Source organism: Spirosoma sp. KNUC1025 (genome assembly GCF_045160025.1).
In the GTDB taxonomy this organism is placed as follows: domain Bacteria; phylum Bacteroidota; class Bacteroidia; order Cytophagales; family Spirosomataceae; genus Spirosoma.
Genome location: NZ_CP087139.1, coordinates 6694055 through 6707335 on the forward strand (window position 1 = coordinate 6694055; position 13281 = coordinate 6707335).

13 protein-coding genes are annotated in these 13281 nt (G+C 47.4%); 3 read left to right on the plus strand and 10 right to left on the minus strand.

The window, feature by feature from the left end; translation table 11 throughout:
* Positions 1-42: 42 nt before the first annotated feature.
* The 6 genes from LN737_RS29240 to LN737_RS29265 form a co-directional block, all read right to left on the minus strand.
* Complete coding sequence (locus tag LN737_RS29240; protein ID WP_405514538.1) at positions 43-546, minus strand: DinB family protein; 504 nt, start codon at positions 544-546, stop codon at positions 43-45.
* Positions 547-619: 73 nt separating this feature from the next.
* Complete coding sequence (locus tag LN737_RS29245; protein ID WP_405514540.1) at positions 620-1171, minus strand: RNA polymerase sigma factor; 552 nt, start codon at positions 1169-1171, stop codon at positions 620-622.
* A 12-nt stretch (positions 1172-1183) separates the two neighbouring features.
* Complete coding sequence (locus LN737_RS29250; RefSeq protein ID WP_405514542.1) at positions 1184-1372, minus strand: hypothetical protein; 189 nt, start codon at positions 1370-1372, stop codon at positions 1184-1186.
* A gap of 194 nt (positions 1373-1566) precedes the next feature.
* A complete protein-coding gene (locus tag LN737_RS29255) occupies positions 1567-2721 on the minus strand; it encodes an amidohydrolase (RefSeq protein WP_405514544.1) in 1155 nt (384 codons plus the stop codon).
* Between the two features lie 38 nt (positions 2722-2759).
* Positions 2760-3518 (minus strand): response regulator, encoded by a 759-nt coding sequence (locus LN737_RS29260; protein ID WP_405514545.1) that lies wholly within the window; start codon positions 3516-3518, stop codon positions 2760-2762.
* A gap of 9 nt (positions 3519-3527) precedes the next feature.
* Entirely contained in the window at positions 3528-5315 is a 1788-nt protein-coding gene (locus tag LN737_RS29265; protein WP_405514547.1) for a histidine kinase dimerization/phosphoacceptor domain -containing protein, read from the minus strand.
* Between the two features lie 505 nt (positions 5316-5820).
* Here LN737_RS29265 and LN737_RS29270 point away from each other — a divergent pair.
* Both LN737_RS29270 and LN737_RS29275 read left to right on the plus strand, forming a co-directional pair.
* Entirely contained in the window at positions 5821-7095 is a 1275-nt protein-coding gene (locus tag LN737_RS29270) for a M20/M25/M40 family metallo-hydrolase (RefSeq protein WP_405514549.1), read from the plus strand.
* 58 nt (positions 7096-7153) lie between these two features.
* The gene (locus LN737_RS29275) at positions 7154-8065 is read left to right on the plus strand and encodes an alpha/beta fold hydrolase (protein WP_405514551.1); all 912 of its coding nucleotides are present in this window, start codon (positions 7154-7156) and stop codon (positions 8063-8065) included.
* A gap of 91 nt (positions 8066-8156) precedes the next feature.
* Here the strand turns inward: LN737_RS29275 and LN737_RS29280 are convergent, their stop codons facing one another.
* Together LN737_RS29280 and LN737_RS29285 are read right to left on the minus strand one after the other, a co-directional pair.
* A complete protein-coding gene (locus LN737_RS29280) occupies positions 8157-9137 on the minus strand; it encodes a UDP-glucuronic acid decarboxylase family protein (protein WP_405514552.1) in 981 nt (326 codons plus the stop codon).
* Positions 9138-9218: 81 nt separating this feature from the next.
* Positions 9219-10553 (minus strand): UDP-glucose/GDP-mannose dehydrogenase family protein, encoded by a 1335-nt coding sequence (locus LN737_RS29285; RefSeq protein WP_405514554.1) that lies wholly within the window; start codon positions 10551-10553, stop codon positions 9219-9221.
* 346 nt (positions 10554-10899) lie between these two features.
* Here LN737_RS29285 and LN737_RS29290 point away from each other — a divergent pair, with 346 nt between their 5' ends.
* The gene (locus LN737_RS29290) at positions 10900-12069 is read left to right on the plus strand and encodes an acyl-CoA dehydrogenase family protein (RefSeq protein WP_405514556.1); all 1170 of its coding nucleotides are present in this window, start codon (positions 10900-10902) and stop codon (positions 12067-12069) included.
* A gap of 85 nt (positions 12070-12154) precedes the next feature.
* On the opposite strand, the gene LN737_RS29295 is transcribed toward LN737_RS29290, so the two are convergent.
* Positions 12155-12397 (minus strand): GlsB/YeaQ/YmgE family stress response membrane protein, encoded by a 243-nt coding sequence (locus LN737_RS29295; RefSeq protein WP_405514558.1) that lies wholly within the window; start codon positions 12395-12397, stop codon positions 12155-12157.
* A gap of 81 nt (positions 12398-12478) precedes the next feature.
* Positions 12479-13252: a peptidoglycan editing factor PgeF gene (gene pgeF, locus LN737_RS29300; protein WP_405514559.1), complete on the minus strand. Its 774-nt coding sequence runs from the start codon at positions 13250-13252 to the stop codon at positions 12479-12481.
* Positions 13253-13281: the final 29 nt, after the last annotated feature.

Below are 13281 nucleotides of genomic sequence, written 5' to 3' on the forward strand. Positions count from 1 at the left end.
AGCCTTTGCCTTCCCTCTGATCATTCCTGCTACCGGCAATTATCAGCTTTTCCAGGCATTGAGCAACCGCCGGATGATAATGATTTCGCCAACATGATACGCTGTATGATCGGCAATCAATAGTGCTTCGCGAAGCAGGTTTTGCCCCTTACCATGCGCAAAGGGTTCGTATAAATCCTGTTCTGGATCATTAACCAGCGCAACAAACTCATCCCGATCCTGCCGAATCCGATCCAGCGCCGTTTGCCAGTCAGCTTCGGAAGCAGGGGCGAGTTCACTTGTCCAGTAACCGGCTGGCCAGGGTGGCGATTGGTAGTCAGGATCGCGCGAAAACTCAAGAATATCCTTTTGTACGATACGAATGTGATCAACCAGTTGCCAGATGGTGTAGGGTAACTTATCCGGTTTTACGCCCCGAAGGTCGGCAGGCAGGTCTTTAACTGCATTCTCAAAGGACTGATGCGCCTGGCTCTTGGTTAGCAAATTGACGAGCTGCTTCCGTACGGCAGCATTAACATCGGTAACCGATTGATTGGATTGAGACATACTGATTGTGTTGGTCTTTATCCATAAACCAGCAAGCTGGCTTTAGGTTATACCGATTTGCACCGTCAACTACCTAACGTGCGGGGTTCCCTCCTGCCCTGCGGGCCTGCTGCAGACATTTGTATTTCTGATTCTGCGCAGAATGAATGTTGGCATAGTTATCATCCCGCACGATATCGTCGATCTGTTTTTTGCCGAAAAAGATGGCGGCCAACAACCTCATACAACGAACCGTTATTTTGTTGAATAGAACCATCACGCGCTCGTAAGCCGTTGGTGTTGGTTCAGGTTCTATGGGCATTATTACGTGGCTTACTTCATCGACTTCGTCCAAACTGGTCCAGCGGCCCGACTTTTTCAACTGCTTCAGCCACAGATTTCTACTAATGGCAAACACATACGTTTTGAGCGATGAAGTTAATGCAAAGTCAGGGTTTCGAATGGCTGCCAAGAGGACGATCAATGTTTCCTGAAACAAATCGTTTGCCTGATCCCGGTCGCCGTTATTTTGCAAGACGAAATGCTCTATCGACGGATAATACCGTCGATAGAGCCTGGTAAACCCCCGATTACTACCCGCGCGTAGCTGATCGAGGAGTTCGCTGTCGGATACTTCAGCAGCCATGTGCATACCTCTTTAGACCTGTTTCGCGTTTGGACGTATCAGCCGGTACAGACCATACCCTATACTCGTTGTTACGCAGAGCGGACAAATTCCGAATCGAAAAATGAAAAGACCTATCTTCTTGTAAAGCGGCAATTTCGCGGGCGTAATGGGGCAACTTACTCCATCACCTTCATATTCCTGAATGTTCCAGATATTCATGGCCAGGTAGATCTTAATGACCCAATAAAAAGTACATACAACATAAAGTCATTAATGCAGCCACGCCAATCAGCAGGTATTTTGTTTGAGTTTTCATAAGTGACAATTTGGGTTTGTTACTTATGAATACCCGACCGCTCCATTTATCACCCTCTTCGAAAATAATTATCTTTTTTGATTTTAGCGAATCGGTATTACGTTGCCGCTGGCATGTGCTTAGTCTTAATCAATTCCAGAAACAGCTGTGCCGCTGGCTCGATCAGGCTGTCGTTGAAGTCATAATCGTCGTTGTGCAGCGCTGGGGAGTTTTCTCCGGCGCCAATACCAAACATAGCCCCTTTATACTTTTGGGTAAACAGGCCAAAATCTTCTCCCCATTTAAACGGCTCCGATTTCTCAACGAACGTATATCCAAGTTCCTCGGCGCTACGTTTGACTTGCTGAAAAGCGTCAGGATCATTTTCACTGGCAAAGAACGCTTCAGTATAGGACGTATCGACGCGGATGCCGCTCCCGGCAGAAAGGTCAGCTAACAAGGTCATCAGTTGCGCGTTCAGCGCTTCCATCCGTTTGGCATTTCGGGTACGTAATGTTACGTGTACCTCGCCATAACCCGCCGATACACCGTATGATTTCTCGCCCATTGTGGTATAAACGGGTGTAATCAGGGCAAAGTCATCCGATTGCGGATTTGGCTGCTGCAACTGCCGGGAACGTAGCACAAAATCGGCCATTACGTAAGCAGGATTAAGTCCTTTTTCCGGCTCGGCGGAATGCGATACGTTTCCCGTAAACGTAACGATCATACTCAGTACCGATGCGGTAAAAGGACCGGGTTTGCAGACAATGACGCCCTGACGAAAACCCGGCAGGTTATGCAGGGCAAACACACGGTCGGGCTGAAGATCGTTCAGAGTCGAATCGTTTAAAACGGCCTGGGCTCCCTGGCCAGTCTCTTCGGCAGGCTGAAATACTAAATACACCCGTCCTTGCTGAACGGGCATTTCGGCCAATAGGGAAGCTAGTCGGGCGAGAATGGCTGTGTGCCCGTCGTGACCACATTTATGGGAAACACCAGCATACACCGATTTATGCGCAAAAGTGTTGGTCTCCTGAATCGGCAACGCGTCGATATCCGCCCGGATTAACGTAACGGGGCCGGTTCCATCCGTACCGTATTGCAGCAACAGTCCGGTTCCGCCAACTTCGATGAGTGTATCCGGCCTGAACTGACCAACAAAGGCTTTGATACGTTTCTGCGTCTCCTGTTCCAGCCCAGAAATCTCCGGAAACTGGTGAAGTTCGCGCCTGAATGCAATGAAAATATCGTTGAGTTGATCAGAAACCATACATAGACGATGAAGGTATCGACGACAAAATACGAAGGCTAACGGGTTCTGACAACCTGCAACCGCTCGATCAGGGGTTTTCGGGCACCGTCTGGAATCGCGATTTCATGCGGGCCAACGTAGAGCCGGTTGGATTCAATACGGTCGATGTACTCAAGATTAATCACCAGCGAACGCGACAGCTGGTAGAAACTGCCGGACAGGTACGGCAGTAATTTCCCGAGGTTCAGGGCTATCACTATAGCGTGATACGTCTTGCCAGGATAAATCCGCTGAAAACCCGAACCGGTCAGATATAATTCGCAATTATTCCGATCGGCTTTCACAAACTGAATTTCTGACTTTATCACACGCATGTATCCGTTGCCCGTTGGCAGAAACGTATGGTCAGGCAATTCTGGTGATCCGGAAATATTACCAGCATAGAAATTATGCATAGCCAGATCGATCTGGGCCGATAGTTCCCGCACCCGGAAAGGCTTGTGCAGAAAAGCCGCTGGAAAGGTACTTTTAGCCCGGTTAAATGTTTCGATCTCCGAATTACCTGTCAAGTAAATAACGGGTACCCATTTTATTCGCATCAATTCCTTTACGGTCGTAATCCCATCGATTGGCCCCGACAGGGTAATATCGGCCAGCACTATGTCGGGCTGGCTTTGCTGCATCATTTTTATCGCGGTTTCGTAGCTGTTGGCTTTGCCGCAGATCGTGTAGCCAGCCTGTATCAGATTTTCTTCAATATCGGTAGCCATGAATGGATCGTCTTCGATAATCAGAATACGTAAAGGCGCTTCCATAAGAGATATTTAGTACGTAGGGAGTAAACTGGCATTTGCTGCATGAACTGACCTACAATCAAATGACAGCCTGAAATAGAAACCATTATCAGCGTTAAAACTGCTTTTACCGTTCAGCTTTTCGGTAATGATATCAATTAGTTTCATACCAAATGAGTTGCCTTTTACGGTGGGATTAAAACCGGGTCCATTGTCTTTATACCCGATCTCAATCCAGCTGTTCAACTGCCGACATACGATTTCCAGCGACGGATTCGGGTTGTTTAGAAAGGCATATTTACACGAATTGGTAACTAGCTCATTTAACAACAAACCCAGATTTATGGCCGTATCGGCTTGAAGCCAGATTGTAGAAAGTGTGTAGTTGGGCTGTACATGGCCAAAACTATAGCTTCGCAGTACGCCACTGACCAGTTCAGGCACAAACTGACTCAGCTCGACCTCAACCAACCGGTCGCCGTCGTAGAGTCGCTGATGCACAAGAGCCATCGCTTCCACCCGCAATAGACTTTCTTCTACAGCTTCCCGGGCAGCCGGATCAGTCAATCGGTTAAACTGCAGACCCAGTAAATTTGTGATCGACTGCAGGTTATTTTTAACCCGATGGTTCTGTTCTTTTACTAAGCGGGCATTATGTTCGCTTAGCCACTTATGTTTTCTGAATAACCAGTAAAAAACCGTGCTGCTTATACCGGCCAGTACAAACAGCACGGTAGTCATCAGCGAAAGCTGGCGCTCCGCATCAAGGGTTTTCTGCCGAAGTACCAATGTTTTTTGTTGGGCCTGTAGCTGCGTTTCTTTTTTCTCGGTTTCATAGAGCAGTCCGGCACGCGCCATGGCTATCTCCCGATCCGCATTGATAGCCTCAAGTTGCAGGGCATGTTGTCTATTCTGGTGCTCAAACGCCTGTTTCCAGTCCCCTGTTTGTTGATAATACTTCACATAGATGCCTTCCCGGTCACTGTTTTGCCAGTAATCACCGGACCTGGCGGTATCACATATAAACTGAGCAGCTTCCAGCCATTTTTTAGCAAGCCGGGTTTGGCCAAGGGTTAAGTAACAGTCGGCCAGCTTCTGCGACGTATTGATAATACCATACGGCGATTTTTCCTGAATATTGATCGCATACGCCTTTTCAAGATACCCAATGGCCATTTCAGCATTTTTCACAGCCAACGATGCGCCCATTAGCATGTACGTATTCGCGATATCAGCCGGTTTTTTCAACAGAAGGGCTAACCGCACAGCCTGTCGGAAGTAATAGGATACACTATCAAACGAAACGGCTGGTAAAGAACCTGGCTTCTCCTGATTTATTCGCCAGCCTAGTTCATACACTCCGCCCAATACGTTATAAGCACTCATCATGCCATGATCGGACTGAACATGCCGAAAATTCATGATTGCCCGGCGCGTATACGTCAATGCCTGTTTGTAGTGCTTTTGGGTGACTTCGATCTCGGCCATTCGCAGATAAGCCTTACCAATACCCTCTGAAGGCCCATGCCGCTCACGGATACGTAATGACCGGATAAACCATTTATTGGCCGTCATGAAATCACCTATGCCAGCGTACCGTTTTCCCATTCGATAGCAGATTTCGGCCACCTCCATCGAATCGCCCGTTGCTAACGCTTTGCGGTATTCCTGCTCTGTTTTGAGTAATTTATCGTATAGGTATTTACCGGCAGAAGGAGTTTGTGAAAAAGCCGGCAAACTTGATAGCGCCCCAACCGTAAGAACCACTATCCCAACCACAAACGGGTATCCTGGGTTGCGTTGTTTGGCAAATCGCATAGTGAACAGTCGTTGAGATGTAAACAGGTAAGTGACGCCTGCATTCGTAATAATACGACAAAAGCTATTTTCTAACGATAAGCCTAGTAAGAAATACGGTATGCCTATACTTAATCTGTAATTACGTGAATTGCTAAAAGCTTCGTCTGAAAAAAAACCGTTTTCGTAAGTAATATTCTGCTTTTGGAACATTTACTGTAGTAATATATGGAAATATTCATTTCTTAGCAGTTAATATTCATGTCAACATTTGAAGCTTTCCACTTATTTTAACCACAAACAGGTGTTTTAAGCTTGCTTCTATCACATCTTCTCCTTCCCCGAATGCCGTAGCAGATTGCTATGGCATTTGTTTTCCAGACAGAACTACTTACTGTATCAGAAGAGCTACACCGGTGACCAGGCTAAATTTTGTTTAGAAAGCCTAACTCAGCTTGTTCGTATACCCAAAGGCAACTTTCCGTATTTTAGCCATCGATACAACCTACTTTATCGGAAAACTCGTATGAGAAAATTTGCCTTTCTATTACTCCTGGCCAGCTACAGCGCATTCGCTCAGTCGCTTTCCAGGCCCGAAAAGACCGTTATTGCCACCGTGCAAAAACACATGCCCGAAACAGAAGCTTTTCTGGAAAAAGTTGTCAATATCAACAGCGGCACACTAAATAAAGAAGGCGTTCGCAGCGTCGGAAAACTGATGTCGGACGAGTTCGACAAACTCGGCTTTAAGACCGAATGGGTTACGTTGCCTGACTCGCTTAATCGGGCGGGCCATCTGGTGGCAACCCGGCAGGGTAAAAAAGGCAAAAAGCTTTTTCTGATCGGGCATCTCGATACAGTGTTTGAGAAAAGTTTGCCAATGGAACCCTATACTCGCGTCAATGATTCGACCGTGGCTGGTCAAGGGGTCAATGACATGAAAGGGGGTGATGTGGTGATTATTGCAGCGCTGAAAGCCTTACACGAACAGAAACTGCTCGACGATACGTCTATCACCATCTATTTCACGGGCGATGAAGAAAGTTCAGGCGGACCCGAAAGTCGGCGGGATTTCGTTGAACGGGCCCGTACGTGCGATCTGGCCCTGGCTTTTGAGAGTGCACAGGGATTACGGGCCGTAACGACTGGCCGACGAGGTTCGAGCAGCTGGACGCTGAACGTCAAAGCACAGACCGGGCATTCGTCGCGTATTTTTAGTGATCTGGGCTACGGAGCCATCTACGAGGCAACGCGTATTTTGAACGAGTTCCGACGAACCTTGGGCCAGGAGCAATACCTGACCTTCAATCCCGGCCTGATCGTGGGTGGAGCTGAAGTGCATTACGACGACAAGACGGCCAAAGCCGAGGTGGTCGGGAAAACGAACATCGTAGCCGGAACAGCGTTGGTTAAAGGCGATTTGCGGTTTCTGACCGAAACGCAGAAAGAAAATGCGCGCGCCAAAATGCGTGAAATCGTGGAAAAGAGTCTGCCGCTAACCAAAGCAACCATCTCCTTCACTGACGGAATTCCGGGTATGGAACCAACGGCCGCCAATGACGAATTGCGTAAGCAGGTTGATAAAATTAGCCGCGATATGGGAATTGGCTCTGTCGAAGCCTTTGATCCGGGGGCGCGGGGTGCAGGCGACGTATCGTTTGTGGCTCAATATATGCCCTGTCTGGATGGTCTGGGCGCATCCGGCAAGGGAGCACACAGCATCGAAGAAACGATGAATACCAAAGAATTCCCCCTGCTGATTCAGCGGGCGGCTTTGCTGATTTATCGGCTAACCAGATAGAACGACCTGGCCAGATCGGACTGCTTACCCGGCGCATATCGAACAACTCAAAAAATTTATGAAAAAACGGTTACCCTGGCTGCTGTCCATTCTACTTCTTATCGGTATATATGTGTACCCACCCCCCACTAAAGATGCGGTTGATTTATACAGTGGCTCAGATAAAGACCGGATAAAAGGCCTCGCGAGTTTCCGTCAGATACCAACAAAGACGATCACCTCGCAGGGGTACGACTGGCGCTACTTATCTTTGGGAAATGGCCCGAAAACAATTCTTTTCCTGCACGGCATGACCGGTGGGTACGATTTCTGGTGGCAGCAGATGAATACATTTAAAGCAAATTACCGCGTTATCAGCGTTACGTATCCGCCTGTTGATAACCTCCCTGATTTGGGAAAGGGCATTGTGGATATTCTCGACAAAGAAGATGTTCGAACGGCTATTGTTGTTGGCAGTTCACTTGGTGGGTATCTGACGCAGTATTTACTGGCTGCTTATCCGCAGCGGGTCGAAAAGGCGGTTCTGGGCAATACGTTTCCCCAGAATGATATTCTCGAAGAGAAAAACGCTACTAAAATAGCGGCTGCCACCTGGCTGCCAGCGTGGGCGGTAATGAATAGCTTACGCAAAAATCTGTACGACCAGGTATTGCCCGCTTCTGAAAATGACCCGCTGGCTGAAGCGCAACTGCTTGAAAATACGTATGGGCGCATGTCGAAAGCGCAGTTTCTGGCGCGTTATCATTGCGTTGTAGATAAATTCCGGCCTGTGGATGGCAAGCAAACCAAGGTGCCGCTGCTGATTTTCGAATCGGATAACGACCCGCTTGTTTCGCCCGATCTGCGGACTAAGCTCAAACAGTATTATGTGACAGCACGTGTACATACCTTTCACCATAAAGGGCATTTTCCGTACCTGAATGCGAGAGACGAGTACAATACCGCCTTACAATCGTTTCTTTCACAGTAAGATAGCTCATAGCAACAGAAAAGCGCTCATACCTTTTTAAAGTGTATGAGCGCTTTTCGATTAAAGTAACTGTATTACCGTGCAATCCAGACTATTGCTTGACGAATTCACGGTGATAGGCAGCGCGGTAGAGTTCTTCTTCCGGCAGACTCTTGAAATATTCGTACGTAACGCGTAACCCTTCGGCCCGTGTCACTTTCGGCTCCCAACCCAAAATCGCTTTCGCTTTTGTAATATCGGGTTGCCGTTGTTTCGGATCATCTTTGGGAAGGTCTTTGAAGATCAGTTTCTGGCTCGTACCGGTAAGTTTGATAATTTCTTCACCGAACTCCTTGATGGTGATTTCCGAAGGGTTACCAACATTCACTGGGTAAGGGTAATCGCTCAGGAGCAGTCGGTAAATACCTTCGACCAGATCATCGACGTAGCAGAATGAACGAGTCTGGCTACCATCGCCGAAAACAGTAAGGTCTTCGCCACGCAATGCCTGTCCGATAAAGGCGGGCAACACACGTCCATCATTCAGGCGCATCCGTGGGCCGTACGTATTGAAAATCCGGACGATACGTGTTTCCAGGCCATGATACGTATGATAAGCCATTGTCATGGCTTCCTGAAACCGTTTGGCTTCGTCATACACGCCACGAGGACCAACCGGGTTCACATTCCCCCAATATTCTTCGTTCTGCGGGTGAACTGTCGGATCACCGTAGATTTCAGAAGTCGATGCGATCAGGACGCGCGCTTTTTTCACCCGTGCCAGACCCAGGCAATTATGAATACCCAACGACCCAACTTTCAGCGTCTGAATCGGAATTTTCAGGTAATCAATGGGGCTGGCTGGCGACGCAAAATGCAGAATGTAATCCAGCTCACCCGGTACGTGGATGAACTTGGATACGTCGTGGTGATAAAATTCAAAATTTGGCAGATGGAACAGGTGTTCAATATTACGGATGTCGCCCGTAATGAGGTTATCCATCGCAATGACATGATAGCCTTCTTTGATAAATCGATCGCACAGGTGCGACCCCAGAAACCCGGCTCCGCCAGTTATAAGTACTCTTTTCATTTAGTCGGATGTATAATGAATAATGTACAATGTATAGCCTGATGCACTATACGTTGTACATTATTCATTGTTCATTATGCCTTATTTTACAGTTTGTTCAACTGGAGCCATAACCGCTTCGCGGCCAACACTATAGTAGGTATAGTTCATTTCGCGCATCTGATCGAGTTCATAAACGTTACGTCCGTCGAAAATCACTTTGCTTTTCAACAGCAGATTCATTTTATCAAAATCAGGCGTCCGGAACAGCGGCCACTCCGTAATGATTACCAGCGCGTCGGCATCATCAAGCGCAGCATACTGTGTATGTGCGTAAGTGATCGAGTTGCCAAGGATTTGCTTTACGTTATCCATCGCTTCGGGATCGTAAACCGTCACTTTTGCACCGGCCTCTACCAAAGCCCGGATGTTATCCAGAGCGGGAGCTTCACGAATATCATCGGTGTAAGGCTTAAACGCTAATCCCCAGACGGCAATCGTTTTACCGGTCAGATCACCCCCGAAATGTTGGCGAATGATCGGCATCATTTTGGTTTTCTGACGGTAATTCACCTCCATCACCGACTTCAGCACTTTAAAGTCGTAGTCGAAATCGCTGGCTGTTTTGGCCAGAGCCTGTACATCTTTCGGGAAGCAGCTACCACCGTATCCAATACCAGCAAACAGGAACCGCTTACCAATACGACTATCGGTACCAATACCCCGGCGGATATCATCTACGTTTGCACCAGCCCGTTCGCACAGGTTAGCGATTTCGTTCATAAACGTGATTTTCGTAGCCAGGAACGCATTTGCAGCATACTTGGTCATCTCCGCAGAGCGTTCGTCCATGAAAATAACGGGGTTACCCTGACGTACCAGTGGCGCATACAGCTTATTCATCACCGCTTTGGCACGCTCCGATTTCGTACCGATCACAACGCGGTCGGGTTTCATGAAATCTTCAACGGCAACACCCTCACGCAAAAACTCAGGGTTCGACACTACGTCGAAATCGACCTTTGCATTATCGGCAATGTGTGCATGTACCTTTTCGGCTGTACCAACGGGCACCGTACTTTTATCAACGATTACAGCATACTGGCTCAAAATTGGGCCAAGATCACTAGCTACTTTCAGGATATATTTCAGATCGGCCGATCCATCTTCGCCCGGAGGGGTGGGCAGTGCCAGAAAGATTACTTCGGCACCTTTGATGCCTTCTTCAAGATCAGTGGTAAACGAGAGCCGCCCTTCCTCAACATTCCGATGAAACAAGGTTTCCAGACCTGGCTCATAGATGGGAACTATACCATTATTCAGCTTTTCAACTTTGCGTACATCGATGTCAACGCAGGTCACCTGATTGCCGGTTTCGGCAAAGCACGTACCCGTCACAAGACCTACATATCCGGTTCCTACAACTGCTAATTTCATAGATTAATTATATAGATGGTTTATAACTTATAGATAGTAAGATTTATTCGCAGCTATCCAGCTACTGCAAAAATAGGAGTTTTTTAATAATGTCCTAAGATATCAACAGAAATACTGCTTCACCGGTCAGAAATATATTAAACGTTCTGAAAGTAGGATTTTCTGGATTTTATTTAAAATTATTTGCCATTTAGTAACTTCTAGACTTATATAATTGATAAAGCCTGTTTCATGCAGGCCAAAATATGTTGGTTTGCCAGCTACTTTTCGTTTATTATGGTTAAGAGATTAAGGGACTAAGCGGCCTATTTCAAATAGGTTTTCCGCACATCAACAAACTGGATTTATGAACACTGAAATTGGAGAAAACCAAGTTAGCACATCCGAAAAATCGGCTATTGCTCAACTAATCATACAGTCGGTGCGTGATTTAAGCGAACGTCTTATCCGGCCTAATACGCGTCAGTGGGACGAAAAGCAGTATTTCCCGGCTGATCTGTTTCGGCAATTGGGCGAACAGGGCCTGATGGGTATGCTCATTCCTGTAGAATATGGCGGAGTCGGTTTAGGCTACGAAGAATATGTAGCTTCCATCGTTGAATTGTCGCGCGTGGATGGGTCTATTGGCTTGTCGATGGCAGCCCATAATTCATTATGCTGCAATCATATCTTACTTTTTGGCAACGAGGAGCAAAAACACACGTATTTACCCCAATTAGCGACCGGCGAATGGCTGGGTGCCTGGGGATTGACGGAACCCAACACGGGGTCCGACGCAGGGAATATGCGTACCACCGCCGTTCGGGATGGTAATGACTGGGTGTTGAACGGCGCTAAAAACTTCATCACACACGGAAAAAGCTGTAATGTCGCCGTAGTGATTGCCCGAACAGGCGAGCCTAACACGGCTCATAATGCAACTGCCTTTATTGTAGAGCGGGGAACTGCTGGTTTTTCAGGGGGGCGTAAAGAAGACAAGCTTGGCATGCGGGCTTCCGAAACGGCTGAAATGCTGTTTCAGGACTGTCGTATTCCTGACAGCCAGCGCCTTGGCGAAATAGGCGATGGATTTATTCAATCGCTTAAAGTACTTGATGGAGGACGAATTTCGATTGCCGCCCTGAGTTTGGGAATTGCTTATGGAGCATACGATGCCGCTTTAGCCTACGCAAAAGAGCGTGAGCAATTCGGACAACCAATTGCGAACTACCAGGGTATCAGCTTCAAGCTAGCGACGATGGCAACAGATATAGAAGCCTCCAGATTATTAACGTACCAGGCTGCTATGCTTAAAGATACCGGCAAACCCGTGACGAAAGAAGCGGCTATGGCTAAGTTGTTTGCTTCCGAAACAGCCGTTCGTGTGGCAAATGAAGCCGTACAGATTTTTGGTGGCTATGGCTATACAAAGGATTTTCCCGTTGAGAAGTTTTACCGGGACGCCAAGCTCTGTACCATTGGCGAAGGCACCAGTGAAATTCAAAAAGTAGTGATTGCCAGGCAGATATTAAAGTAAGGGAAAAGGAGAAGGGAGGAAAGGAGAAGGAATGCAGCAGCAAACCCCTTCTCCTTTCCTCCCTTCTCCTTTTTCCCTTCTAAAGTTACACCGTACTGCTACGTCCTTTAATTAAAGCAGCAATACCCAGAATAATTACAGCGCCAACAAAGGCCGTCAGAATTTGATCGACCATACCACCATCGCGGCCAAAGATCCACCCGCCTACAAATCCACCGGCAATACCCAGTAGAATTTCGGCGAATAACGAGAAAGAAAACCGTTTAAAAACGAGATCGGCTAGCCAACCAGCTACAGCCCCTACAAGAATTGAAACTAAGATTCCCATGATTAGTATTCGTTGAGTGAATATGAATTGTTAAAAACAGTAATATAACAGACCACATACTATTTTGTTTAAAATGTATTTTTAGTTGCCCTTTATAGCGATTACAGCCAGCATTCGACCGGTCTGACCGTGCTCGGCCCGGTATGAGAAATACGTACTGTTATTCAGGACTGTTGAGAAAGGAGATCGTTCGATCTGGGCTTCCGGAATACCGAAATCTAGTAAAAACTGCGCATTAGCCTTTTTTAGATCAATATAAGCTTTTCCGGTTTGCGTGTCTTCCCGTTTAAACGTAGCATCGAACTGGTCGGCTACTTCGGGCCCTACTTCAAAAGAACACTCATCAATACAAGTTCCAACATAGGCGTAGCACTGGGCGGGCGTCGTGCCAAATTGTTGATGCATCCTGGTGAGGGTTTTCGTAACAATGGCACCGACCGTTCCGCGCCAGCCTGCATGGATAGCTGCGACAGCCTTATTGGCATGGTCATAAATCAAAATGGGCACACAGTCGGCAACGGTCACGCCAATGAGTAAGCCCGGTTGATTGGTAATAAGTGCGTCATAGCCATTAAAGCGCCCAGGTTCCGTTGTGTAGAGGATATCCATACCATGCACCTGATGCGCAGACGCAAACGTACCATCCGCTGCACCAATAGCCGCGAAGAACCGACGGCGGTTTTCATCTACGTTAGCTGGATCGTCGGACGTATTGATCCCCAGATTGAGAGATGCAAACGGGATCGGACTGACACCACCATGCCGGGTACTTTCGGCCGCAATCAGGTTCGAAAAGATGGAGAAAATAGCCGGAATATGATGGGAAAGCGGTGGTGAAATGGACTCTTGACGCATATTGATTCGGGTTGATTGAACAAAGTTGC

What these genes read in the sequence shown, in the direction of transcription:
- LN737_RS29240 (WP_405514538.1), bottom strand. Translation starts at nt 546, where the DNA reads ATGTCTCAATCCAATCAATCGGTTACCGATGTTAATGCTGCCGTACGG.
- LN737_RS29265 (WP_405514547.1), bottom strand. Translation starts at nt 5,315, where the DNA reads ATGCGATTTGCCAAACAACGCAACCCAGGATACCCGTTTGTGGTTGGG.
- LN737_RS29245 (WP_405514540.1), bottom strand. Translation starts at nt 1,171, where the DNA reads ATGGCTGCTGAAGTATCCGACAGCGAACTCCTCGATCAGCTACGCGCG.
- LN737_RS29260 (WP_405514545.1), bottom strand. Translation starts at nt 3,518, where the DNA reads ATGGAAGCGCCTTTACGTATTCTGATTATCGAAGACGATCCATTCATG.
- LN737_RS29270 (WP_405514549.1), top strand. Translation starts at nt 5,821, where the DNA reads ATGAGAAAATTTGCCTTTCTATTACTCCTGGCCAGCTACAGCGCATTC.
- LN737_RS29250 (WP_405514542.1), bottom strand. Translation starts at nt 1,372, where the DNA reads ATGAATATCTGGAACATTCAGGAATATGAAGGTGATGGAGTAAGTTGC.
- LN737_RS29280 (WP_405514552.1), bottom strand. Translation starts at nt 9,137, where the DNA reads ATGAAAAGAGTACTTATAACTGGCGGAGCCGGGTTTCTGGGGTCGCAC.
- LN737_RS29285 (WP_405514554.1), bottom strand. Translation starts at nt 10,553, where the DNA reads ATGAAATTAGCAGTTGTAGGAACCGGATATGTAGGTCTTGTGACGGGT.
- LN737_RS29275 (WP_405514551.1), top strand. Translation starts at nt 7,154, where the DNA reads ATGAAAAAACGGTTACCCTGGCTGCTGTCCATTCTACTTCTTATCGGT.
- pgeF (WP_405514559.1), bottom strand. Translation starts at nt 13,252, where the DNA reads ATGCGTCAAGAGTCCATTTCACCACCGCTTTCCCATCATATTCCGGCT.
- LN737_RS29290 (WP_405514556.1), top strand. Translation starts at nt 10,900, where the DNA reads ATGAACACTGAAATTGGAGAAAACCAAGTTAGCACATCCGAAAAATCG.
- LN737_RS29255 (WP_405514544.1), bottom strand. Translation starts at nt 2,721, where the DNA reads ATGGTTTCTGATCAACTCAACGATATTTTCATTGCATTCAGGCGCGAA.
- LN737_RS29295 (WP_405514558.1), bottom strand. Translation starts at nt 12,397, where the DNA reads ATGGGAATCTTAGTTTCAATTCTTGTAGGGGCTGTAGCTGGTTGGCTA.